The 23,475-nt window shown below is 57.2% G+C and carries 20 protein-coding genes and 2 tRNA genes; 12 read left to right on the top strand and 10 right to left on the bottom strand.

All coding sequences use genetic code 11. The features are described from left to right. Positions 1 to 196: 196 nt before the first annotated feature. Positions 197 to 1,381 carry an N-acetylmuramoyl-L-alanine amidase gene (locus CHU70_RS04365; RefSeq protein ID WP_048733139.1) on the top strand — a complete coding sequence of 395 codons (1,185 nt, stop codon included), beginning with the start codon at positions 197 to 199 and terminating at the stop codon, positions 1,379 to 1,381. A gap of 26 nt (positions 1,382 to 1,407) precedes the next feature. On the opposite strand, the gene CHU70_RS04370 is transcribed toward CHU70_RS04365, so the two are convergent. The 8 genes from CHU70_RS04370 to rpmH form a co-directional block, all read right to left on the bottom strand. Further along, complete coding sequence (locus CHU70_RS04370) at positions 1,408 to 2,361, bottom strand: hypothetical protein (protein ID WP_147719301.1); 954 nt, start codon at positions 2,359 to 2,361, stop codon at positions 1,408 to 1,410. Between the two features lie 11 nt (positions 2,362 to 2,372). Further along, the gene (locus CHU70_RS04375; protein WP_147719300.1) at positions 2,373 to 3,650 is read right to left on the bottom strand and encodes a ParB/RepB/Spo0J family partition protein; all 1,278 of its coding nucleotides are present in this window, start codon (positions 3,648 to 3,650) and stop codon (positions 2,373 to 2,375) included. A 21-nt stretch (positions 3,651 to 3,671) separates the two neighbouring features. Then, a complete protein-coding gene (locus tag CHU70_RS04380; RefSeq protein ID WP_016421734.1) occupies positions 3,672 to 4,628 on the bottom strand; it encodes a ParA family protein in 957 nt (318 codons plus the stop codon). 278 nt (positions 4,629 to 4,906) lie between these two features. Beyond that, the gene (rsmG, locus tag CHU70_RS04385) at positions 4,907 to 5,542 is read right to left on the bottom strand and encodes a 16S rRNA (guanine(527)-N(7))-methyltransferase RsmG (protein ID WP_231367212.1); all 636 of its coding nucleotides are present in this window, start codon (positions 5,540 to 5,542) and stop codon (positions 4,907 to 4,909) included. A 320-nt stretch (positions 5,543 to 5,862) separates the two neighbouring features. Beyond that, entirely contained in the window at positions 5,863 to 7,011 is a 1,149-nt protein-coding gene (gene yidC, locus CHU70_RS04390) for a membrane protein insertase YidC (RefSeq protein ID WP_049189412.1), read from the bottom strand. Positions 7,012 to 7,097: 86 nt separating this feature from the next. Further along, the gene (yidD, locus tag CHU70_RS04395) at positions 7,098 to 7,430 is read right to left on the bottom strand and encodes a membrane protein insertion efficiency factor YidD (protein ID WP_080969543.1); all 333 of its coding nucleotides are present in this window, start codon (positions 7,428 to 7,430) and stop codon (positions 7,098 to 7,100) included. Further along, positions 7,390 to 7,770: a ribonuclease P protein component gene (gene rnpA / locus CHU70_RS04400; protein WP_049170110.1), complete on the bottom strand. Its 381-nt coding sequence runs from the start codon at positions 7,768 to 7,770 to the stop codon at positions 7,390 to 7,392. Before rnpA ends, yidD begins: the two co-directional genes overlap by 41 nt. Before the next feature lie 20 nt (positions 7,771 to 7,790). Further along, positions 7,791 to 7,928, bottom strand: coding sequence for a 50S ribosomal protein L34 (rpmH, locus tag CHU70_RS04405; RefSeq protein ID WP_005511646.1), 138 nt, complete (start codon positions 7,926 to 7,928; stop codon positions 7,791 to 7,793). Positions 7,929 to 8,622: 694 nt separating this feature from the next. On the opposite strand from rpmH, the gene dnaA reads away from it, so the two are divergent. From dnaA to CHU70_RS04440, 7 genes are all read left to right on the top strand, one after another. Next, entirely contained in the window at positions 8,623 to 10,374 is a 1,752-nt protein-coding gene (dnaA, locus tag CHU70_RS04410; RefSeq protein ID WP_147719299.1) for a chromosomal replication initiator protein DnaA, read from the top strand. A 501-nt stretch (positions 10,375 to 10,875) separates the two neighbouring features. Continuing rightward, the gene (gene dnaN / locus CHU70_RS04415; protein WP_147719298.1) at positions 10,876 to 12,066 is read left to right on the top strand and encodes a DNA polymerase III subunit beta; all 1,191 of its coding nucleotides are present in this window, start codon (positions 10,876 to 10,878) and stop codon (positions 12,064 to 12,066) included. A 9-nt stretch (positions 12,067 to 12,075) separates the two neighbouring features. Continuing rightward, positions 12,076 to 13,275 (top strand): DNA replication/repair protein RecF, encoded by a 1,200-nt coding sequence (gene recF / locus CHU70_RS04420; protein ID WP_049170115.1) that lies wholly within the window; start codon positions 12,076 to 12,078, stop codon positions 13,273 to 13,275. 5 nt (positions 13,276 to 13,280) lie between these two features. Next, positions 13,281 to 13,943 carry a DUF721 domain-containing protein gene (locus CHU70_RS04425; RefSeq protein ID WP_005511606.1) on the top strand — a complete coding sequence of 221 codons (663 nt, stop codon included), beginning with the start codon at positions 13,281 to 13,283 and terminating at the stop codon, positions 13,941 to 13,943. Positions 13,944 to 14,232: 289 nt separating this feature from the next. Beyond that, positions 14,233 to 16,272: a DNA topoisomerase (ATP-hydrolyzing) subunit B gene (gene gyrB, locus CHU70_RS04430; RefSeq protein ID WP_016421743.1), complete on the top strand. Its 2,040-nt coding sequence runs from the start codon at positions 14,233 to 14,235 to the stop codon at positions 16,270 to 16,272. A gap of 74 nt (positions 16,273 to 16,346) precedes the next feature. Then, the gene (locus CHU70_RS04435; RefSeq protein ID WP_338149070.1) at positions 16,347 to 17,243 is read left to right on the top strand and encodes an alpha/beta fold hydrolase; all 897 of its coding nucleotides are present in this window, start codon (positions 16,347 to 16,349) and stop codon (positions 17,241 to 17,243) included. A 47-nt stretch (positions 17,244 to 17,290) separates the two neighbouring features. Next, positions 17,291 to 19,243, top strand: a complete 1,953-nt coding sequence (locus CHU70_RS04440; protein WP_147719297.1) for an alkaline phosphatase family protein — start codon at positions 17,291 to 17,293, stop codon at positions 19,241 to 19,243. Positions 19,244 to 19,256: 13 nt separating this feature from the next. On the opposite strand, the gene CHU70_RS04445 is transcribed toward CHU70_RS04440, so the two are convergent. Together CHU70_RS04445 and CHU70_RS04450 are read right to left on the bottom strand one after the other, a co-directional pair. Next, positions 19,257 to 19,595, bottom strand: coding sequence for a hypothetical protein (locus tag CHU70_RS04445; RefSeq protein ID WP_016421746.1), 339 nt, complete (start codon positions 19,593 to 19,595; stop codon positions 19,257 to 19,259). Further along, a complete protein-coding gene (locus CHU70_RS04450; protein WP_070827216.1) occupies positions 19,592 to 19,819 on the bottom strand; it encodes a CopG family transcriptional regulator in 228 nt (75 codons plus the stop codon). Before CHU70_RS04450 ends, CHU70_RS04445 begins: the two co-directional genes overlap by 4 nt. A gap of 256 nt (positions 19,820 to 20,075) precedes the next feature. Between CHU70_RS04450 and gyrA the strand changes: the two genes are divergently transcribed. The 4 genes from gyrA (at position 20,076) to CHU70_RS04470 (ending at position 23,310) form a co-directional block, all read left to right on the top strand. Then, positions 20,076 to 22,592 (top strand): DNA gyrase subunit A, encoded by a 2,517-nt coding sequence (gene gyrA, locus CHU70_RS04455; protein WP_231367213.1) that lies wholly within the window; start codon positions 20,076 to 20,078, stop codon positions 22,590 to 22,592. Between the two features lie 4 nt (positions 22,593 to 22,596). Continuing rightward, complete coding sequence (locus CHU70_RS04460) at positions 22,597 to 22,929, top strand: DUF3566 domain-containing protein (protein ID WP_016421749.1); 333 nt, start codon at positions 22,597 to 22,599, stop codon at positions 22,927 to 22,929. A gap of 203 nt (positions 22,930 to 23,132) precedes the next feature. Beyond that, positions 23,133 to 23,206: transfer RNA gene (locus tag CHU70_RS04465), tRNA-Ile, on the top strand. Positions 23,207 to 23,237: 31 nt separating this feature from the next. Next, positions 23,238 to 23,310: transfer RNA gene (locus tag CHU70_RS04470), tRNA-Ala, on the top strand. Positions 23,311 to 23,475: the final 165 nt, after the last annotated feature.

Raw genomic sequence — 23,475 nt, forward strand, 5'->3', positions numbered from 1 at the left:
GGTTTACGTCTTCCTTAATACCGTGAAGGAACCAGGTTGCCGCCAACTTGAGAGGTATTGCTGACCATATCCTCTGAGAGTGCGCGAGATTTCTTAACTGAAGTTTCGTTTAGCTCACTGGCCAGTAATACTGATTAAGTGTTGTGAGGACCCACAACGGCCTAAACATAATTGTGGAGTTCGGAAGGGAGTTTTCGTGCCAGAGTTTCTGAAGGTGGGCGATAGGTCACCTCGTGTAGCCGAGGTACGTTCTACCCTGGCTCGTCTTGGGCTTCTGCCCAATTGGGAGGGCTCAGCCGCGGAGGAGAACTCGCCTCAGTGGTCTGGTGACGATGACCTCTTTGATGAGGATATGCGCAACGCTCTCCTGGCGTTCCAACAGTCCCGCGGTGTCTATGCCGACGGGATCATCCGCGACAGCACCCTGCGCCTACTGCGAGAAGCCTCGTACACTCTGGGCACCCGCGTACTGTCCTACGATCCACTGTCACAAATGACCGGTGAGGACGTAGGCGTTCTCCAAGCTACCTTGCAGGAACTCGGCTTCCACGATGCCCGAGTAGACGGCCACTTTGGCCCGAAGACCGATGCCTCTGTACGTGAATACCAGCTCAATTACGGGCTGGAGCCCGACGGTATCTGTGGTCCCGTTACTCTCCGGGCGCTCAGCTACTTGGGCAGGAGGGTTACTGGTGGCTCTGTAAACGCCTTCCACGAGAAGGAAATACTGCGCACGATGGGGCCGAAGCTCTCTGGAAAGCGCATTGTCATTGATCCAGGTCTTGGGGCAGGGGAGCCCGGCATTGTGGTCGACGGCCCTTACGGTCAGATTTCTGAAGAAGAGATTCTTTGGGATTTGGCCTCTCGCATCGAGGGTCGCCTTGTCGCGGCAGGTGCAGAGACTATTCTGTCTCGTCCTCGTACCGACAATCCGTCCATCGAGGATCGCGCTGAGATGGCCAACGCATTTGGCGCTGACGTCTTCATCTCCCTGCAGGCCGACCACTATCACAACAACCGCGCCAGTGGTATTGCGACTTTTTACTTTGGCTCGATGAAGGGCTCCAACTCCATTCTGGGCGAACAGCTCTCTGGCCTTATCCAGCGAGAGATTGTTGCCCGTACGAGCCTGGTAGACTGCCGCTCGCACGCCCGTACCTGGGATCTCCTCCGTCTGACCAGGATGCCCACGGTGGAAGTCGCCGTTGGTTACCTGACCAACGAGGATGACGTCGCAATTCTTTCTTCCCCAGATCAGCGTGACGTAATTGCCGAATCTATCGTTGTCGCTGTAAAGCGTCTGTACCTGGGCGATGAAGAGCAGCAGCCAATGACCGGCGCTTACAGCTTTGCGCAGCTGATTGAAGAGGAAAAAGCCTAAACACGGCTGATCAATCAAACCCGGCGCTAAAGACTGAACAGCTTTGAGCGCATAAAGGGTTCTTTCGCACTTAGATCCAACGCATGGCCGATTTCTTCGTCCCAATCCAATTCCGCATCCAACTCGATACGGAGTTTCGGATGAATCGGATGTGGAGTGACCACCCGAAACCCGGAGTCAAGAAGGGTTCGCGTACGAATCAAATCACCGGCGTTATGGTTAATCGCCGCCAACGAATCTGAAATACACGGCTTAGGATTTAGCTTTTCTTCGAGTTGCGCTTCGAAATCAGCGATTAGGTTCTCCGTACCGTCGTCAGGCGTTGGCGATGACGGCGTGGGTCCCGACATAGAATCCGCCGTGCCACTGCAACCAAACGCTTCTACCGCTGAAATCCCGCGCAGCGCGAGCTTGTGCAGAGCGGTCACAATGAGCACGCGGAGCATGTCATCGTCAACCTCTAAAGCGTTGTAATGCAGACTCGTCAGCGCAATCGCATCCGGCGATATTGGTCCGGAAGGCATGGAAAATGTCGTCGGGCAGAAGCGTGGCGGAGCAAAGAGCAGCGTGCCGACGGTCTCAAGTTTCCCATCGATAAGTGATGCCGGTGGCTTTCGTCGTAGTGAATATCCGCACGGTCCCCAGGAAAGGTAGACGGTATTGAGCCATGCTTCCTTCTCCAAGCGCACCTGGGCGGCTAAATCAGGGCTTAAATCGCCATTTAAGAGGCTTTCACTAGCTCCGCCTGGCCGAGTAGGGGGTTGGCCGTCCGAATGCTTTAAATCACCGTTGAGCGCTTCATCCTCTTCTGGCGTGCTGGGGTCCAAATTAGGTTCGCGCGGCTCAGTCGAGAACTGGGGTAGGGCAGTTGCTGTACGGATATGCTCCATGCCCTGTTCCCAAAACAGGCTTAACATCGTCTCTGGATAGATTCCTTCGATGTCGGCCAGCGAAATTTTCTCGATGAATACTTCAGTCACAGTAACCGGGTTTACTCTTCGTCGAGATGCATCAGTGACATGATGCGATCAAAGTCCTCGAGGTTGCCGAATTCGATAACGATTTTGCCCTTACGCTTGCCCATCTGGGCAGTCACCTTCGTATCAAAAGAATTGGACAGGCGGTCAGCCCAATTGTGAAGGACCTCCGGCTGCGGAGTGGGCTCGCGGTGCTGCTTTTTCGGTCGCTCGCCGGCATTGAGTAATGTCACTGCTTCTTCGGTCGCACGGACGGATAGTCCTTCAGCAACAATTCGCTCGGCGAGGCGCTGCTGTTCTTCCTTACCTGCCTTAACTCCAAGCAAGGCACGTGCGTGACCAGCCGACAGAACACCGACCGCTACTCGTCGCTGTACCTCCACCGGCAACTGCAAGAGTCGAATCATGTTGGTAATAACGGGCCGCGAGCGACCGATTCGATCCGCCAGCTCTGCCTGAGTTACACCAAACTCTTCGAGTAGCTGCTGGTACGCAGCGGCCTCTTCGAGTGGGTTCAGCTGAACGCGATGGATGTTCTCTAGTAGGGCATCGCGAAGCATGTCCTGGTTTGGAGTATCGCGAACGATGGCGGGAATCGTGTCGACCCCAGCTCGCTGAGAAGCACGCCAGCGCCGTTCACCCATGATGATTTCAAACTCGGGTTGCGGCGCGTTCGGATCTTCCTTGCGCGCTGCCTCGAGTGCGGCCGCACGACTATCCTCAGAGATTGGTCGTACGATAATCGGCTGCAATAAACCGAACTCACGAATAGAGTGAGCGAGCTCATTCAGGGGCTCCTCATCGAAGACCTCTCGTGGCTGCTTCGGGTTCGGCGTGATCAGCTTCAAGTCGATCTCGCGATAGGTCGCGCCAAACTCGTTTGCGGCCGAAGCGTCAATATCGGTCGGCTCCGCGCTGCTATGGTCCACTACTCCCGACGTCGCCGAGGGCAATGTTTCACGTGAAACATCGCTAGACTTACCAATAGCCTTATCGTCACTGTGACGTTTCTGCGCCTCGTCGGTATGAGGCTTGCTCTGGCCGGATTTTGCAGATTTTCCGGCGTTTTTCCCTTCAGTCAACGAGGTGCCGGATCCCGTCGCGGCTGTTCCCAGTACGTCGGCAACTCCGCTACTTCCGGCCTGCTTCGTCCCCTGGGTACGGCGGGGACCGAAGATAATATCCGCGGCACTCTCACCTACCGAGGGGTTAGCCGCCGGAGCAGTTGGGATCAGCGCGGCGATACCGCGACCGAGCCCTCCCTTGCGGTGATCCTTTTTTTGATTCGACATCGGTTACTACTCCTAGTGGCTTTAATTTGTCTCAGTGGAATTGGACGGGGTAGGGGAGGAAGCTGGTTTTTGCCCAATCGCACTTCCACCCGGAACTGCGGAATAGTCGCCACGCGTTGCCAATTCCTTCGCGGCGTCAAGATAAGCAACTGCGCCCCGAGACCCTGGATCGTAGGAAATTACGGTCTGCGAATATCCCGGCGCCTCCGATACCTTCACGGATCGAGGGATGAGATTACGTAGCACAACCTCACCGAAGTAGTTACGAACCTCATTGGCAACTTCTTCCGAAAGCTTGGTGCGGCCATCGAACATAGTGAGCAGCACAGCAGAAATATGTAGCTCCGGATTGAGATGCTGACGAATCATCTGCACGTTATTCATCAGCTGAGTCACACCCTCCAAGGCGTAAAACTCACACTGAATCGGAATCAAAACCTCGTTGGCGGCAGTCATCGAATTCAGAGTCAACAGACCGAGCGAAGGAGGGCAGTCAATAATGAGAAAGTCAAAGCCGTTGTCAATCAGGTACTGATCTGACACTGCATCGAGAAGTCGGCGCTCACGGTTCAGGAGCGAGACCAGCTCAATCTCGGAGCCCGCCAAGTCCAACGTCGCTGGCACACAAAAGAGATTCTCAGATTCAGGGGAACGCTGGATGACATCGTCAATCTGTAGTTCGCCAATTAGAAGCTCATACGTCGACGGGGTCCCGGAAACATGCTCAATCCCCAGGGCCGTAGAAGCATTTCCCTGCGGGTCATTATCGATGACTAGCACCTTGAGACCATGCCGCGCGAGCGCCGACGCGATGTTGACTGCCGAAGTGGTCTTGCCCACGCCACCCTTCTGGTTGGCGATAGTAATACGGCGCGGGCGTTCGGGGCGTGGAAGCGATAAACGGTTCGGGGCCTTAACTTGCGCTGCCCGTTGAGCTGCCGCAGCGATGGGTGTGTCTTGCCAGGACTTCCGGCTCATTAACTATTCCCCTTACAAGCACAGCAATCACCAATCATGGCCACTGGAGTGCGAATAAAAACTTAGTAACTATCTGCAAAAGCGTAATCATCAAGCCCCAACAAGCGTTAGACGCCGACGATTGTGGAAATGTTTCACGTGAAACATCCACCTTGGCCGGTAGGACTTTGCCATACCGCGATACTTATCCCACTCTAGCCCGACGGCACTACGCGCCTCAATGTCGAAACCAAAACACAAGCGAACCGGCAGTGGAGTAGGGGAGGGGGACTTACAACCTACTTCTTCTGAATAATCACGGCGTACGTCGAAGTTCCCAACACGGAACCGCCAACCTCTACAACGCGGGGATTAGTTCCCTTCGCCTTGGCAATAAGCTTTGCGTCCCGATCAATCTCCTCTTGCGCAGTTCCACCCTTCAGTGCAACCATCGCGCCTCCGGATTTAACTAAAGGAAGCGACCAGCCCGCCAATTTCCCAAGAGGGGCAACAGCGCGAGAAGTGACGACATCTACTTGGCCAACCTCAGCGCGAACCACTTTCTCCTCAGCGCGGCCGCGAACCACGGTCACATTGTCCAGCTCGAGATCTTCCACAACTTCGTTCAAGAAAGTCGTACGGCGCAGCAATGGTTCTACAAGAACCACCTTCAAATCTGGTCGTGCAAGAGCAAGCGGAATCCCGGGCAAGCCTGCCCCCGAACCAATGTCCGCAACTACAAGCCCTTTGCCTATCGCTTCTCCAACTACCGCAGAATTGATAATGTGCCGATCCCACAGCTTTGGAGTTTCACGTGGCCCAATCAAACCTCGGACTGTAGCCTCCTCAGCCAACCATGAGTGGTAGCGGTATGCTCGATCGGCATTCCCTCCAAACACGGTATCTATCACCGAACGCAGATCCGCATCGACCAAACCTGCGGAGGCTTCTTGATTATCGACGTCTTTCGCGGAGTTACTCAACAGTTCCACTAACCTTTCCAATGGGGCAGCTGTGCCGTCACCCGTCGAGCTTTTCATTACCCCTAGTGTACGACAGTGCAACAGCGATGTTTCACGTGAAACATTGATCAAAGTTGGATGCCAAACTCCAGGCCCCGGAGAAAATTACATGCCTGTAATAACAGTAACGTTGTTTGCTCGATAGAGCACGAAGGCAAGCAAAAACGCCCCGCATCAACTGCGGGGCGTTTCGATTAATTAACTTATGTAGACGAAGGGCGATTCCACTTCAGCTATTTCTTTTTCCGCTTCCGGTTCTTCCGATTTGCGGGTTTCTGTCCTGGCGCTGGCTTCGAGGCTGGGCCCTGCTGTCCCTTCCCCGAATTACCATCCGGAAGATGGCTAGAAGCCTTGTTCGCTGCAGAGGCCTGACCGGACTGCGCCTGCTGCGCATTCTGCGCTGCCTGACGCTTGCCACCCTTCTTCGGATTGATTGGCTTCTGGCCAACCTTCGGAGCGAGCTTCTCCTGTGCCTCGCGCTTGGCAGCCTTCTTAGCTGCGACAGCTTCCTTCTCTTCCTCATCCAGCTTGCCGAAGATGTAGCGCTGCTGGAAGTAGGTCCAGACGTTGTTAGTCACCATGTAGACAAGAAGACCGATGTGCCAGAAAGCACCGGTAACAAGAATCATGATCGGGAAGAACCAAAGCATCATCTTGTTCATCATGTCCATCTGCTGACCCATAACGCCTTCCTGGCGCTTCACCAGACCGGCTTCCTGGCGGGCACGCGTGCGGTCAACAGACATGCGAGCGTTGAAGTGCGTTGCAAGTGCCGCAATAACAATCAGCGGAATGGCAACGATCATGATGTCCATGCGGGTGAAGTCCGCAGGCGTACCAGGCACAGTAAAGGCTGCGTATTGATCCTCGCCCATACCAACCGAACTGGACAGTGGAGCATTGAGCACACGAGCCAGCAGGAAGGACCGCACCTCATCTACACCGAAGACGTAGTTAGGCGTATTCCAGTTCTGCTCCACCGACATGCGAAGCGCATTGCCCGTCGTACCCGTTCGGTTGAACGAACGCAGCACGTGGAAAAGGCCAATGAACACAGGCATCTGAACCAGAATCGGCAAACAGCCGCCGAGCGGGTTGACACCCATTTCCTTCTGTAGCTGGCGCATAGCAAGAGCCTGAGCCTGCTGATCGTTCTTGTACTTCTCCTTGATGGCCTGCATCTCAGGAGCGAGCTGCTGCATCTTGATGGCAGAACGCTGCTGGTTCAGCATCGGCTTAAACAGGAGGATACGGATGGTGACCACAAGCAAAATAATGGCCAGCACCCAGGAGATACCCGAGGAGGGATCGAATAGGAAACCTGAGGCCTTATGCCAGAACCACAGGATGGCCGAAATCGGCACATACACGAAATTGAGCACGGTCTAAGATCACTCCGTTCTTTAGGGGACAGCGCACTCGCGCCTTCGTCTACAAAGCCCCGTCAAAGGCTAAGCATTACTAGAGGTTACCTGTGCATTCGCCTCAACCACGAACCCAGGCCGGGGAATGTGGCAGGAACTGGATCCCAGCCACCCGGATGCCAGGGTGCGCAACGGAAGATGCGCAAGAAAGTCAGCCACAGGCCACGAATAGCTCCGAAACGGCGCACAGCCTCAAGACCATATGCGGAGCACGTCGGTTCAAAACGACATGTGCTCGTGGGCTTCAGATTAGAGATACGACGGCGGTAGAAGAGAATCGCCCTCTCAGCCACACGTGCGCCGGGGGTCTGAGCGAGGGGGCCGTCGTCAAGCGAATTAGCGCCGACGTTCGTATGTGGCGAGTGCCGATTGCACATCGTGGGACAGCTCCTGGCTGGTGGCTGTGGCAGATGCAGGCAGCGCGCGAACGACAATGTCCATGGTGGACGGAAGATTCTGCGCGGCCGCGGCCATAACATGGCGGAGCCTGCGGGATACAGCGTGACGAGTCACGGCGTTGCCCACAGCTTTAGATACGACAAGACCGACACGCGGACCACCAAACCTGGCAATCTGCGTATCGGTCTTATCTTCACCGCCAGAAGCGGCGGTGTCACGAATATGCAAGACCAAGGTCTTGCGTCCGATTCGGCGTCCACGTCGTACGGTGACCGTGAAGTCACGCGAAGAACGCAGCTTATTGCTCTGAGGGAGCACCGAAATCGGTGTCCTCTTGCTTAAGCGGACAGGCGGGCACGGCCCTTGCTGCGGCGTGCTGCCACAACGGCGCGACCGGAACGGGTACGCATACGGGTACGGAAGCCGTGCACGCGTGCACGACGGCGGTTATTCGGCTGGAACGTCCGCTTCGACACGGTTGACACTCCTTGAAACTCAAACGACCACGAGTCCACGCTGAACACACCGCAGTAAACTCCTCGCTTCGAGTGCGAGGCAGCGATGCGTCTGACGCATTCCCGTGATGCACGGAAAAATTACTTACCGACAGATTGAAAGCTACATGCGTTCTGTCGGGTCCAAGCACAAGCTCGGACTCATATCTCAATGGATATGAAACACCCAGATAGGTTACGTCGAATCGAGCGAAAAATTCAAATCAACACGCCGGATTTACCTGGAGAATCATTTTCCAAGTTTTCCGACGGTACCGATGTTGACCTGTGGAAATACTGACCTATGCACTGCAATCCACAGGGTGTTTATCCCATTAGCTGTGGATAACTTCCACACCATGAATCACAGCGAGCAGGGGAAATAACGTGTTTACCTAGGTAAACGCAGACTAGGGGGCTATTTTTCATTGTGGGCAAACTGTGGATAAACTGTTAGTCAATTAGCGACAAGGTTTATCCACAGGTGTGGACAAACATGTGGAAGTCCTGCTCGGGGCGTATAGCACCTTGTGTAGAAACACCCCACAGGGCGAATTACAAGAAATAGCCCCCAAATGGGCAGATATGGCGCTCTCGCCATGCCAAAAACACTCCACAAAAACAGGTCGCCTCGATAAATTTGATGAACGTAAACATGTAAAAGGACATTCACACAGTGAGCGAACAACCAGAATTGCCAGGTGGACTCTGGGAGCAGGTCGTTTCTATCCTGACTTCACCAGAAGGTGCGCCGGAGTTGGGCATTGCACCACTACGCCCGCCACACAAGGCACTGCTGCGGTCAGTGACGCACACTGGTGACTTTCCAGGTTTTTTCCTGCTCAGCACTCAATCGCCAGTGGTGCAGGCACTGGTAAAAGAAGAGCTCAAGGGCATTATCGAGGCCGTCTTAGCCTCGCTGACCGGCGAGGAGTTGGAAACAGTCATCACCGTTGCCGATCCTGCTGACGACGCTGAAGATAGCCAGGCAGCAGAGACCACTCAACCATCTGCACAGCACTCGGGGCAGATGCCATCTGCAGCTTCGCGTCCGCAGCAGGCTCAGCGTCAACAGCCAAACCAGCAGCAGCACCAGCAGCAGTCTGGCCGTAACTACCCGTTCCCCAGTGCAGATACGAACGACTTCAATCTCCACGAGCAGCACCAGGGATCGACACAGATGCCACAAGTGCCGCAGACGCATCAGCCAAATGTCCATAATCAGCAAAGTGCCCAGTCACAGCACAGATCGATGGACGCCGTGGATTCAATGGCCCAGGGGCTTTCGCACTCATCTGCCGAGAATCCGATGACTATTGCTGATCAGCGCCAGGTCACAAGTCCTTTCCGTTCCGAGAGCCACGGCACTCCAACCGAGATGAGCATGCCTTTCGAGGAGCCCACCCTCAACCCGAACTACACCTTCGAGACCTTCGTTATTGGTCCGCAGAACAAATTCGCCGCCGCAGCCGCCGTCGCTGTTGCAGAGTCTCCGGGGCGCACCTACAACCCGCTGTTTATCTCCGGCGGTTCGGGTCTTGGCAAGACGCACCTGCTCCACGGCATTGGTCACTACGCCAAGCATTTGTACCCTAACCTGCGGGTTCGTTACGTTTCCTCGGAAGAGTTCACCAACGACTTCATTAATTCCGTGCGTGACGACGCCCAGGAATCCTTCAAGCGTCGCTACCGCGATTTGGACATGCTCATCATCGATGACATCCAGTTCTTGGAGGGCAAGGAAGGTACACAGGAAGAGTTCTTCCATACGTTCAATGCCCTGCACCAGTCCAATCACCAAATTGTGCTGTCGTCGGACCGCCCACCACGCGAGCTTAAGACCCTGGAGGATCGCCTTCGTACCCGCTTCCAGTGGGGGCTCAATCCGGATCTGCAATACCCGGACTTGGAGACGCGAATCGCAATTCTGTCGAAGAAGGCACAGCTGTCTGATTTGGTCGTTCCGCATGATGTACTCCAGTACATCGCGGAGAACACCTCGTCTTCTATTCGTGAGCTCGAGGGGCGTCTCCTGCAGATTAGTGCTCACGCATCCATGATTCATGAGCCTGTGACCTTGAAGTTTGCGCAGGAGATCCTCGGTGCCGACGAAATCGAGGTGCAGATTACCCCGGAGATCATCATCTCCACCACGGCTGAGTACTTCGACTTAACGGTTGCGGATTTGGTGGGCCCGGGTAAGACTCGCCCGGTCGCTCATGCACGCCAGATTGCTATGTACCTGACGAGGTCCTTCACCGAGCTTTCGTTGCCGTCGATTGGCCGAGAGTTCGGAAATCGTGACCATTCGACGGTTTTGCACGCTGAACGCAAGATTGTTAAGGAAATTCAGGAGAAAAAGCCCTCAAAGGACCAGGTCAACGACCTGACTACACGCATTCGTGACCGAGCTCGCGGCACGGCTTAAAATCCTTGGGTTCGGCGTGCGGAATTCTTGTTATTAACTGCGGTTTTTCCGTGCACAGAGCTGTGGACAACTCCTAAATTTTGTGGATGAAAGATGAAGCCCGAACACTATCCACAGACACCCAAGTTATCCACAGTTAGACGCACTGGTTATCCACAGCGCGAAATCAGTGAAGACCAGCGGGAATCATGTAATTTCACAATGTGCACACCCCCTATTACTACTCCCGACTTTAAAAATCTCTAGAAACTTCTAGATAAAAGGGGGCCTGCGCACAACCTCTGGCAAGCAACCTCTCGCGCACAACTTCATAAATGCCAAGAACGAGTAAGAACTACGATCAAGCACTAGACGGACTACAAGAATCCCAGTGAGGTCTTTGGCAGTCTGCAGTAGAGTTGTACGATGGAATCTTTGTAACTCCAGTCATGTGCGCTGACATAGCGTGCTGACAACACAAAAGACGGCTAATAACAGACATCCAATACCGGTGGAGGAACGATGGAGCAGACCGAAGTCCGTATTCGCGCGGCTAAGGACGATCTCGCGGGTGCGGTGAGCTGGGTTGCTCGTAACCTGCCTGCACGCCCGACTCAGCCGATTCTGCGTGGCATGATTTTTCTCGCGGATGACAATGGTCTGCAGCTCGCTGGCTATGACTACGAGGTCTCGACTCAGATTCGTATTAGTGCAGAGGTCGATGAGCCCGGTCGCTTCGCCGTCAATGGCAAGTTGGTTTCTGACATTGTCTCTAAGTTGCCGAATAAGCAGGTAGAGATGCACTTTGATGGCACGAAGGTCATCGTTCGCTGTGGTTCTTCCCGCTTCGAGCTACCAAGCCTGACCTTGGAGGATTACCCTCAGCTACCAGAAGCTCCGGCTGCTACCGGTACTGTCGGTGCTGCTCTGCTGGCTGAGGCTATTGGTCAGGTCGCTATCGCTGCCGGCAAGGATGAGTCGCTGCCGATGCTGACCGGCATCCGGATGGAAACCGAAGGTAACGAGGTCACTCTCGCTGCCACCGACCGTTTCCGCCTGGCGGTTCGCAGTTTCGAGTGGGCGCAGATCCCTGAGGGGGAGACCAAGCTGCTCATCCCGGCAAAGACATTCGCGGAGACTGCCCGCACTCTCGATACCACTTCCAGCGAGCCAGTGACCTTGGCATTCGGCGACGGATCCGATGATCGTGAGGTCGGCTCTGAAGGTCTGCTGGCTATCCTCGCCGATCCTCGTCGCACTACCACGCGACTGCTGGACGCCGAGTTCCCGAAGTTCCGTCCGCTGCTGCCGAAGCAGCATTCCTCCATGGCTGTTGCTCGTGTTGACCAGCTGCAGGATGCCATCCGTCGTGTGTCTCTGATGGCGGATCACGGTGCGCAGATTCGCATGGACTTCTCCGATGGCCAGGTTGTCCTTTCCGCTCATGGCGACGAGGTCGGTCACGCAGAAGAGACTGTGGCCTGCAACTTCTATGGGGAACCACTTCTGATCGCCTTCAACCCGCAGTACCTGCTCGAGGGGCTCAGCGCTGTTCGCTCCCACCGCGTTCTGCTGGGCTTTACGCAGCCGTCGCGTCCCGCGATTCTCATTCCAGAGCCGGAAGCTATCCCGGAGCTCGGTGAGGACGGCTTCTACCCAACGCCGGAGACCGACTTCACTTACCTGCTGATGCCTGTGCGCCTGCCGGGCTAGTTTGCGGCTATGCACATTCGGTATTTGTCCTTGCGGGACTTCCGCTCCTGGCCGGAGTTGGAAGTCGAGTTCACGCCTGGAATTACCGTATTTACCGGGCAAAATGGCTACGGCAAGACCAATATCGTCGAGGCCGTTGGGTATCTCTCCACGCTCGGCTCGCATCGAGTGTCTACGGATGCTCCGCTGGTTCGTTCGGGGACCCCGTCGGCACGCATTTCGGCGACGGCGGTCAATGATGGCCGCGAGCTGACGGCGCATCTGCTCATCAATCCGCATCGCGCGAATCAGGCGCAGATTAATCGCACGCGGCTGAAGTCTCCGCGGGAGCTGCTGGGGATCGTTAAGTCGGTCTTTTTCTCGCCCGAGGATCTCACGCTGGTCAAGGGCGAGCCCGCTTCCCGTCGCCGATACATCGATGATTTGCTCGCTTTACGACGGCCACTGTCCGCCGGTATCCGCATTCAATATGACAAGATTTTGCGTCAGAAGAATGCGCTGCTGAAGTCGGCGGGCTCGACGCTGCGCCGTGGCTATTCTTCCTCGGAGGGGCAGGCCGCACTGAGCACGCTGGATACCTGGGATGCGCAATTGGCGCAGGTGGGAGCGGCGTTAATGGCTGCGCGTATGGATTTGATCGCCGAGCTTTCCGAGCATGTCAGCGAGGCCTATGCCACGCTTGCCCCGCACTCGCGCCCAGCCACGATCGCCTATGCGCCGAAGGTCGACAGCCTGGATGGCGGGCCATTGCCCAGCGAACCGGAGCTGCTCGAGGCACTGCTGCTGACGAAGATGGCGGAGCGCCGCACCGCGGAGATTGAGCGCGGTTCCTGTCTCGTTGGTCCGCATCGCGATGATCTCGACCTCATTCTCGGCAATGACCCCGCCAAGGGCTTTGCTAGCCACGGCGAAACCTGGTCTTTTGCACTCGCGCTGCGTCTCGGCGCGTACTTTTTGCTCCGGGCCGATGGACCCGACCCGATTTTGGTGCTTGACGACGTGTTTGCGGAGCTCGACCGGCATCGTCGGGAAGCTCTCATGGAAATTGCGCAGCAGGCTGAGCAGGTGTTGATCACCTCGGCGGTGGGAGAGGAGTTGCCTCAGGCACTGGTCGAGGATTCTTCGGTGACCCATCACACGGTAACGGTGGCGCAGACTGAGCAGGGGCGAATCTCACTGCTGGATGAAAACCCAGTCGCGGAAGAGTGACGGGTATGGTCGAGAACATGGAGCCGGATAACTCACCGGAAGAGGAAAACGACCTGATCAGTGACGCTTTCTTCCGCATGCGCGATGCTGCAAAGGAGGGCGGTCACAAGTTACCGAATCTCCAGCGGCCACCGAAGAAGAAGGGCTCGTGGTCTGGCCTCGATAGCCGTGTGCCTGTGAAGGCCGCGGAGGGGATCGTTGCGGACGTCGATAAGCAGCGGGCAGCGCAAGCAGTGGTGCGAGATCGTGCCGGAACGGTGATTTCGCCGAGCCTATTGAAGGAGGCGGGGATTCGGCTGTACCGGAAATATGACCGTCGACCTGCGCCGATTGGTGCGGTGCTGAATAAGGCAGTAGTCGATCGCGGCTGGCAGATCCACATTGCCCACGGTGTGATTATGACGGAGTGGGATTCGATGGTCGGCAAGGTTGTCGCGGAACACTCCCAGGTCAAGGAGTTCAAGGACGGCACTTTGGTGGTCGAGTGCCAATCGACAGCATGGGCAACACAGCTGCGGCTGGCACAGCGACAGGTTTTGAAGTCGATCGCGGAACGCGTCGGGGATGGAGTGGTTGAGGAAATTAAGGTGCTGGGGCCGAAAGCGCCGAATTGGCGCAAGGGCAAATTGCACATCGAGGGCCGAGGACCGCGTGATACTTACGGGTAAAGGTCGGTAAACGGTCTACGATTAGCCGTCGGTATGCGTAAAACTGCGAAATTTGGTCCTTTGAGCGCATCGGCTATATCCACAGTAGGGGACTACGTTGGGGTAAGATGGGCAGGAGAAAACCGGCAGGCGGTTCTTGAGACGTTATCGACTTCCAAACTAGCCAGACCTATCTAGTAGTCCTATGTAGTTCTGGCTGGCGCTGATAGCGCTTGACCGCCGGCCTATTTTTCGCGCGCTGACGAATGTTGCGCGGGGAGAGAACCAAGAATAGGAGACGCGCCGAACCGTGGCTGCTACCGAACATCAATATGACGCCTCATCGATTACCATCCTCGAGGGCCTCGAGGCCGTGCGTAAGCGGCCGGGTATGTACATTGGCTCGACTGGTGAGCGTGGCTTGCACCACCTGGTGTGGGAGGTTGTAGACAACTCCGTCGACGAGGCGATGGCGGGTTACGCCACCGATGTTGAGGTCACTCTGCTGGAAGACGGCGGCGTTCAGGTCCGCGATAACGGCCGTGGTATTCCTGTCGAAATGCACCCGTCGGGTATGCCGACGGTGCAGGTGGTTATGACTCAGCTGCACGCCGGCGGCAAGTTTGACTCCGAGTCCTACGCTGTTTCCGGTGGTCTGCACGGTGTGGGTATTTCGGTGGTTAACGCGCTGTCGACCCGCATGGAAACCGAGGTCATCCGCGATGGCTACACCTGGTACCAGAACTTCGACCAGGCTGTTCCGGAAGAAATTATCCGAGGTAAGAAGACTCGCGGTTCGGGTACCACGCAGCGTTTCTGGCCGGATCCGGAGATTTTTGAGACCACCGATTTCAAGTTCGACACCATTTCTCGCCGCCTGCGCGAGATGGCGTTTTTGAACAAGGGCCTGACCATCACGTTGGTGGACAAGCGTGTCTCCGAGGAGGAGCTCGAGGCTGAGGCTCTGGCGGAGCAGGCGGAGACCGAATCCGCTGAAATCGCCAAGGATGCGGTTGAGGAGCAGAAGGAGAAGGCAGAGAAGACCACCAAGCCGAAGGAGCGCCGTAAGGTCTTCCACTACCCGAATGGTCTGCGGGATTATGTCGAGACTCTGAACAAGTCGAAGAACATCATCCACCCGACCATCATTTCCTTCGATGCTGCAGGTGACGGCCACGAGGTCGAGATTGCCATGCAGTGGAACTCGGGTTACTCCGAGTCGGTGCACACCTTCGCCAACACCATTAACACCATTGAGGGTGGCACGCACGAAGAGGGCTTCCGTTCTGCGTTGACATCGCTGATGAACCGCTATGCGCGTGAGCACCGCCTGTTGAAGGAGAAGGAAAACAACCTCTCCGGTGAGGATTGCCGTGAAGGTCTCGCTGCCGTGATTTCGGTGAAGGTCGCCGATCCGCAGTTTGAGGGCCAGACGAAGACGAAGCTCGGTAACACCGAGGTGCGTTCCTTCGTCCAGCGCATGACTAATGAGCACATCGGTCACTGGCTGGAGGCCAATCCGGCTGAGGCCAAGGCCATTGTTAACAAGGCCATTGCTTCGGCACATGCCCGTCAGGCGGCTCGTAAGGCCCGTGACCTGGTGCGTCGTAAGTCCGCGACCGATCTTGGCGGTCTTCCGGGTAAGTTGGCGGACTGCCGTTCGAAGGATCCGAAGCAGTCCGAGCTGTTCATCGTGGAGGGTGACTCCGCAGGTGGTTCTGCAAAGGCAGGCCGAAACTCGCTGTTCCAGGCCATTTTGCCGCTACGCGGTAAGATTTTGAACGTCGAGAAGGCGCGCCTGGATAAGACGCTGAAGAATAACGAGGTCCAGGCCATTATTACGGCGCTGGGCACCGGTATTCACGACGAATTCGACATCGAGAAGCTGCGCTACCACAAGATTGTGCTGATGGCCGACGCCGACGTCGATGGTCAGCACATTGCCACGCTGCTACTGACGCTGCTGTTCCGTCTGATGCGTCCGCTGATTGATGAAGGGCACGTCTACCTCGCCCAGCCGCCGCTGTACAAGCTCAAGTGGGCCAAGGGTGAGCCGGGCTACGCCTACTCCGATGCTGAGCGCGATCAGCTGCTGGAAGAGGGGCTGGCTGCCAACCGCAAGATCAACAAGGACGATGGTGTTCAGCGTTACAAGGGTCTCGGTGAGATGAACGCCGCTGAGCTGTGGGATACCACCATGGATCCGGATCACCGCGTGCTGCGTAAGGTCGCCCTCGAGGACGCGCAGAAGGCGGACGAACTGTTCACCATTCTGATGGGCGATGACGTCGCTTCACGACGTTCGTTCATTACCCGTAATGCGAAGGACGTTCGCTTCCTCGACGTCTAAGCCGATACCAAGTCTGGTTATCGGCTTGTCGGTTCCCCTGACAAAACCTCCGTTCAGCCATTAATGTTTATGAAATGGAAGATACTCGGGGAAGCATGGTCAACGGGGAACCGCCAGTCGTGCCACGTATTGTGCAGGAGACATTGCCAGATGGCTCCGTGACCCCGATGGCGCTTCGGTTTCCCGAAGGTTCGCCTCGGGGCATTGTCGTTATTTGGCCGGGCTTTGGCATGGGTGCTCGCTACTACCGGCCGATTGCCCAAGAGTTACAGCGTCGAGGTTTTTGCGTCCTGACCTCGGAGTTACGCGGCCAGGGTAACCAGACTGCGGTGGCCACCCGCCGTCACAATTGGGGCTACCAGGATTTAGCGTCGGTGGATTATCCCTTGGCGGTGGCTCGTGCTCGGAAGGAATTCGACCATCTGGCAGCAGGGGAGAAGCTTCCCGTTTATTTGCTGTGTCATTCCATGGGCGGCCAGATTGCTTCTCTGTATTTGGCCCGACCGGAAGCGGATGTGGCCGGCGTGGTGATGGTCGGATCCGGCACCCCGCACTATAGGTGTTTTACTGGCAACGAGTACAAGCGGCTTCGTTACGGTGCACCATTTATGCAGGTGGTATCCCAGATTTTGGGTTATTGGCCGGCAGGCAGGTTCGATGTGGCCGGTTACGGTCGGCAGGCTCGCAATCATGTGGTGGAGTGGGCGCGCTTCTCGCGCACGGGCTTGCTGCGACCACGGGGTGCAGACATCGACTATGCCGCTGAGATGCCGAAAGTAACTACCCCAGCGTTATTGCTGAACTGTGGCGGTGACCGTGATTGCCCAGCGGAATCTGCGCAAGCGTTGGTTCGGATGTTGCCGAATTCGGCGAGGTACGAGTTTATTGAGCAACGCCTTGGTCACAACCGCTGGGCGCGTGAGCCACAGGCTGTGGTTGACCGTCTAGAGCAGTTTATTGAGGAAATTTAAACCGCAATTTTCCAGCTGGTAATCTGCGCTTCTTAACGTAGATGCCTATGGCAACTTCACCTAAAAATATATCTGAATTTTCCCGTCGGCACTTCCTGCAGACCGCCGCAGGAGTCGGTGCTATCACCGCTGCGAGCACGCTGCTGCCGCCATCATTGCGCCATGCACTCGCGCAGCCCCGACCGGCTGGCTCCCTCGACCAGGTCGAGCACGTTGTCGTGTTGATGCAGGAAAACCGCTCTTTTGATCACTACTTCGGCACTCTCCGAGGTGTGCGGGGGTACAACGACAATTCCGCTTTGCCGGGCGTTTTCAACCAGAGTGGGGTCAGTCCATACCTGATTCGCAACGCCGCTAATCGCGGTGATCTCTCGGTGGAGTACATTGCAAGTTTGCCGCACGGTTGGGAAGACGGGCAGGTTGCACTAAACGGCGGCCGCTGTAATGGCTGGATCGAGGCCAAGGGCAACGGCACGATGGCCTGTTATGACCGTCAGGACATCGCGTTCCAATTCGCTCTCGCAGAGACGTTCACTATCTGCGATGGTTACTTTTCCTCGATGCCTACGTCGACAAGCCCGAACCGCAACTACCTGTTTTCGGGTGATACCCGAAAGGAACCGTGGGGGACTGGAGCGGTTGGCAATGCGGCGTACGAGCCGACGCACCCGGGGTACAGGTGGCGCACGTATGCCGAGGATCTCTCGGCGGCTGGGGTGCCATGGCGCGTCTACCAGGAGTGGGATAACTACACGGACAACAACCTGGATTTCTTCGCCGCGTTTCGAAATATTGGCCGCAAGGTCATTCGTGAGGCCGGGCTGCCTGGTCTCGACATGACGGGCTTCCACGAGAAGCTGCTGGAACTGGGCGATGGGATGCCGCCAACTGCAGAGCAGCAGCAGATGGTCGACCGCCTGAATGCCGCTGTGGAGAAGCTGTCTGAGGCGGAACGGGATCTCTATGATCGCGCGCTGCACCGCCGCCAGCCGGGCACGCTAACCGACGCTTTCCGACGGGATGTTGAATCCGGGCAGCTGCCAAAGGTCTCCTGGATTGTGCCTTCGGCCGCGGAAAGCGAGCACCCGGGAGCGTCCTCGCCGATTCAGTCGGCGAATATCACTTACCGCCTGTTGGATGCGTTGGCCTCCAACCGGGAGGTGTGGGCCAAGACCGTCTTCCTGATTAACTTTGACGAGTTTGATGGTTACTTCGACCATGTGGTGCCGCCGCTGCCGCCGAAGAATGAGCCGGGGGAGTGGTACCTGGGCAAGCCGAAGGGGCTCGGGTTCCGTGTCCCGATGACTGTCATTTCACCGTGGTCGGTGGGTGGTTTGGTGTCCTCAGAGGTCTTCGATCACACTTCGGTGATCCGTTTCCTGGAGCAAGTCACCGGCGTGAGCTGCGGAAATATCACTGATTGGCGTCGTCGGGTATGTGGTGATTTGGTATCCACACTCGACTTCTCGGCATCTGCGGGAATGCAGCTTCCAGAGCAGCCGGGACCAGCGCCAGAGTTTGTGAAGCGCTGGGAGGCGGAGCCGGCCGGTGACTATCCGGTGCAGGAGTCCGAGCAGGCGACCGCGCTGCCGACACCGTACCGGCTGCACGTCTACCTCAAAGACGGCAATCTTGTACTGGTCAATGACGGTTCCCGTGAGGCTGTTTTCGCTGTTTACAGTGGCAATAAGGTGGAGCATCACACGGTGCTCGGTACGTTAGAGCTGCGAATTGGACTCCTGGAGCGCGAACTTACCGTGTGCGGCCCGGACCGCTTCCTGCGTGTATTCAGCAAGACGGCGAAAGAGTTGCCGGAGGTCACTTTGGAGCACGCGGCGGGACGTGTTCTAGTTGGCGGGCAGGACCGGACGGCTGATTATGTCCGTGATGGTTGGTACGAGGTTGAGCTGGCTGAAGGTGAGGCCACGGCGTATTACACGGGCCGGCTGGAGTCCGGCAATCGCATTCCGACCAGCCCGTTTACCCGAAAGAGTGACTAGGCCCTGTCCCCGGCTAAGTGCCGCCTTTGACCAGATCCCACGTCTCTGCGAATGACAGCTCTTCGCCGTTGGTGGTGAGGAGTATGTGTGCAAGTAGTGCGCCCAGTGCGGTGTTGCCAAAACTTAGTGGTTTCACGTGAAACGTTGCGTAAGCGACCGCCTGCGCTGCCGCAGAAATCGCGGGAAAGCTACGGTGACCAGCAATGACTCCTGAGCTGGCGGCGACAATAGCGCTGATTGTCCACGGCCTCGCAAGTGTAGCGTCGACCAATTCCGGCACTGTGGCCACCAGTTCATCGGTGGCCGCCAGGATAGCGGCCTCGCTGAGAGGCTGAATCTGGGGCGTGCTCATTCCTGTGCTCCCCGGGGCCTTGGGGAGCTCAACTTTCGCAGCAGCGCCATGTCAGTATCAATTACGCTTGCCGTAATTTCCCGAGCCTGACCTTGCTGAAGGGCTCTCGCTGCGGCGGATTCGATGGCGCGAATGGCGGCCTCGTGTTTAGACACGCCCTCCATGTGCGCCAGCAGCGCCAGAGCGGTGTCCTGTTCTTTCGTGAGTCTCAAGGTCATCGCCATCGCATTTGCTCCTTGCTGCCTAGCTTGTGCCGTCTTATTCGTCTCTACTAGGCCTAAAACCCAGATTTGATACCACAATGGTATCGAAAAGTTGCACACGGCGTCGTAAAGCGGGCTCTAAAGCCCTGTAGAATGGATGCGAACCTCTTTTAAGTAAAGGAAGCAGTCATTGAGCGACGATAACAACAACGACGGCTCATCTTTCGGAAGTGGAGTATTGGGCCACCAGGTTCGCCCGATCGACATCAATGAAGAGATGCAGTCGAGCTATATCGACTACGCCATGAGCGTGATTGTTGGCCGTGCGCTGCCGGAGATCCGTGATGGTCTCAAGCCGGTGCACCGCCGCATTCTCTACGCCATGTTCGACAACGGCTACCGCCCGGAGCGCGGCTATGTGAAGTCCGCAAAGCCGGTTTCGGACACGATGGGTAACTACCACCCGCACGGCGACATCGCTATTTACGACACCATGGTGCGCATGGCGCAGCCGTGGTCCATGCGCTATCCGCTTGTCGACGGTCAGGGTAACTTCGGCTCCCGCGGTGACGACGGCCCCGCAGCTATGCGTTACACCGAGGCCCGTCTGACGCCGTTGGCCATGGAAATGGTGCGCGACATTCGCGAAAACACCGTCGATTTCCAGCCGAACTACGACGGTCGTACGACAGAGCCGGTTATTCTGCCGTCGCGTGTCCCGCAGCTGTTGATGAACGGCTCCGGCGGTATTGCCGTCGGTATGGCCACCAATATCCCACCGCACAACCTGCGTGAGGTCGCGGATGCCATCAACTGGTGCCTGGACAACCCGGAAGCGGATGAAAAGACCACGCTGGATGCGGTCATGGAGCGCATCAAGGGCCCGGATTTCCCAACTGCCGCCCAAATTGTCGGCGATAAGGGCATCAAGGAGGCCTACACCACCGGCCGTGGTTCGATTCGCATGCGCGGTGTGACCTCGATTGAGCAGGAGGGCACTCGTCAGTCGATTGTCATCACTGAGCTGCCGTACCAGGTCAACCCGGACCGCATGATTGCCAACATCGCGGATCAGGTCAAGGACGGGCGTCTGCAGGGCATTGCCTCGATTGATGACGAATCTGACCTGAAGTGGGGCATGCGTATCGTCGTCAAGCTCAAGCGCGACGCCGTACCGCGTGTGGTGCTGAACAACCTGTACAAGCACTCCCAGCTGCAGACCAGCTTCGGTGCGAACATGCTCGCCATCGTCGACGGTGTGCCGCGTACGCTGCGCATTGACCAGATGGTGACGCTGTATGTCGCCCACCAGATTGAGGTCATTGTTCGACGGACCCAGTTCCGCCTGGACGAGAAGGAAAAGCGCGCCCATATCCTGCGCGGCCTGGTCAAGGCCCTGGATATGTTGGACGAGGTCATCGCTCTGATTCGCCGGTCTGCCACGGTTGATACCGCGCGCACGGGCCTGATGGGTCTGCTCGAAATCGACGAGATTCAGGCTGACGCCATTTTGGCGATGCAGCTGCGTCGTCTGGCTGCTCTGGAGCGCCAGAAGATCATTGACGAGTTGGCTGAGATCGAGCTCGAGATCGCCGACCTGAAGGACATCCTGGCCAAGCCGGAGCGTCAGCGCGCCATCGTTAAGGAAGAGCTGGGCGAGGTCGTGGAGAAGTACGGCGATGACCGTCGTACCCAGATTGTGGCCGCTGAGGGCGACGTCACCGAAGAGGACCTCATCGCCCGCGAAAACGTGGTTGTGACCATTACTTCCACGGGCTACGCCAAGCGCACCAAGGTCGATGCCTACAAGGCCCAGCGCCGTGGTGGCAAGGGCGTGCGCGGTGCGGACCTGAAGCAGGACGACATTGTCCGCCACTTCTTCGTCTGCTCCACGCACGACTGGATTCTGTTCTTCACCAACAAGGGTCGCGTCTACCGACTCAAGGCCTACGAACTGCCGGAGGCCACTCGCGCCGCCCGCGGCCAGCATGTCGCCAATCTGCTGGAGTTCCAGCCGGAGGAGCGCATCGCCGAGGTGCTGCAGATTCAGAGCTACCAGGACAGCCCGTACCTGGTGCTGGCCACCAGCGAGGGCAAGGTAAAGAAGTCCCGTTTGGAGGACTACGAGTCCGCTCGTTCCGCTGGCCTGATTGCCATCAACCTGCGCGAAGGCGACTCCCTCATCGGTGCCCGTCTGTGCTCTGCTGACGATGACCTGCTGCTCGTCTCCGAGCGCGGCCAGGCTATCCGCTTCACCGCCTCCGACGACGCGCTGCGCCCGATGGGCCGCGCCACTGCCGGTGTCCAGGGCATGCGCTTCAAGGGCGACGACAAGCTGCTCAGCATGGTCGTGGTCGAGGAAGAGCACAACCTGCTGGTCGCAACGACCGGCGGCTTCGGCAAGAAGACCAAGCTCAGCGAGTACACCCCGCAGAACCGCGGCGGTATGGGCGTGCTGACGCTCAAGTACGACCCGAAGCGTGGTCCGCTGATGGGCGCCCTGGTGGTGGACAACGACGACGAAATCTTCGCTGTCACCTCCGCCGGCGACATCATCCGCACCAACGTCAACGAGATTCGCGCCACCTCGCGTGCCACTAAGGGCGTGCGCCTGGTCAACCTCGCTGACGGCGTGGAACTGCTGGCTATCGACCGCAACGTCGAGGATGAGGGCGAAGAGACCGCTTCTAAGGTCTCTGAGGCCGGAACCTTGGACGTAGTCCCGAAGCGCACCGGCGCCACCAAGAGCACCGGTGCTGCCGAGTCCGGTGACTCGGAGGCGGAGAAGGAGTAAGCGCATGGCCGAAACTAACTTGGTAGTCGACAAGGTGAGCCCCTGGTCCGCCATGCGCATTACGGCGGCCACTGGTTTCATTTGCTTCCTCGTCTGGCTTGCCGCGGTTGGCCTGCTCTACCTCTTGCTCTCCGGGATGGGATTGCTCGCTCCGATTAGTGAAATGGTCGGCGGGGAGGATTCCATCAGCGCGGGTCTCGTCCTTGGCCTGGCGGCCGCTGTAGGAGCGCTGTGGTGGGTGCTGTCGATTGGGCTCATGGCCCTCGGCGCGGTCATCTACAACGCTTGCGGCGGTCTCGTCGGAGGTCTCAAGATTTCGCTTGCCGACGACGACTAGGCTGCCTAGCCTCCCGCTGGCCCCGGTGTCACCCCCGTTCGGTGGCCCCGGGGCCGCGTTGGTTCAGAGGTGTTTTCAGTGATCTGGTTATGGAGTAGCCGTAATGACTACTTAATGACTGCTTTTTAACTCAATATTTAGGCCGCTGACCAGGCGATTTGTGAAGTGTCATGGTTACGGGTTAAGTTATATCTCGTTCCACGGGGCCTATAGCTCAGGCGGTTAGAGCACTTCGCTGATAACGAAGGGGTCGGAGGTTCAAGTCCTCCTAGGCCCACTGCCGAACAAGGTATAATTGCTCGGTGTACGGGGCTTTAGCTCAATTGGTAGAGCACCTGCTTTGCAAGCAGGAGGTCAGGGGTTCGATTCCCCTAAGCTCCACAAGGAACAAAATCCCCCGGTCGTAAGGCCGGGGGATTTTGCGTTTTGGGGATGTAGAAGGGGAGGGGGCAAGAACGCCGAGTTACTGACTGCGTTTATGACAAAAATGGCGGGTAGGGTCAGGCGGTCATTGCATCATGGATAACACCAGAGATTACCTCCCGG

Source organism: Corynebacterium sp. LK10 (genome assembly GCF_008042455.1).
GTDB lineage: Bacteria > Actinomycetota > Actinomycetes > Mycobacteriales > Mycobacteriaceae > Corynebacterium > Corynebacterium jeikeium_D.

What these genes read in the sequence shown, in the direction of transcription:
- CHU70_RS04375 (WP_147719300.1), bottom strand. Translation starts at nt 3,650, where the DNA reads ATGTCGAATCAAAAAAAGGATCACCGCAAGGGAGGGCTCGGTCGCGGT.
- recF (WP_049170115.1), top strand. Translation starts at nt 12,076, where the DNA reads ATGCACATTCGGTATTTGTCCTTGCGGGACTTCCGCTCCTGGCCGGAG.
- CHU70_RS04440 (WP_147719297.1), top strand. Translation starts at nt 17,291, where the DNA reads ATGGCAACTTCACCTAAAAATATATCTGAATTTTCCCGTCGGCACTTC.
- CHU70_RS04380 (WP_016421734.1), bottom strand. Translation starts at nt 4,628, where the DNA reads ATGAGCCGGAAGTCCTGGCAAGACACACCCATCGCTGCGGCAGCTCAA.
- CHU70_RS04445 (WP_016421746.1), bottom strand. Translation starts at nt 19,595, where the DNA reads ATGAGCACGCCCCAGATTCAGCCTCTCAGCGAGGCCGCTATCCTGGCG.
- dnaN (WP_147719298.1), top strand. Translation starts at nt 10,876, where the DNA reads ATGGAGCAGACCGAAGTCCGTATTCGCGCGGCTAAGGACGATCTCGCG.
- CHU70_RS04460 (WP_016421749.1), top strand. Translation starts at nt 22,597, where the DNA reads ATGGCCGAAACTAACTTGGTAGTCGACAAGGTGAGCCCCTGGTCCGCC.
- yidD (WP_080969543.1), bottom strand. Translation starts at nt 7,430, where the DNA reads ATGTGCAATCGGCACTCGCCACATACGAACGTCGGCGCTAATTCGCTT.
- gyrA (WP_231367213.1), top strand. Translation starts at nt 20,076, where the DNA reads ATGCAGTCGAGCTATATCGACTACGCCATGAGCGTGATTGTTGGCCGT.
- CHU70_RS04450 (WP_070827216.1), bottom strand. Translation starts at nt 19,819, where the DNA reads ATGGCGATGACCTTGAGACTCACGAAAGAACAGGACACCGCTCTGGCG.
- CHU70_RS04435 (WP_338149070.1), top strand. Translation starts at nt 16,347, where the DNA reads ATGGAAGATACTCGGGGAAGCATGGTCAACGGGGAACCGCCAGTCGTG.
- CHU70_RS04425 (WP_005511606.1), top strand. Translation starts at nt 13,281, where the DNA reads ATGGTCGAGAACATGGAGCCGGATAACTCACCGGAAGAGGAAAACGAC.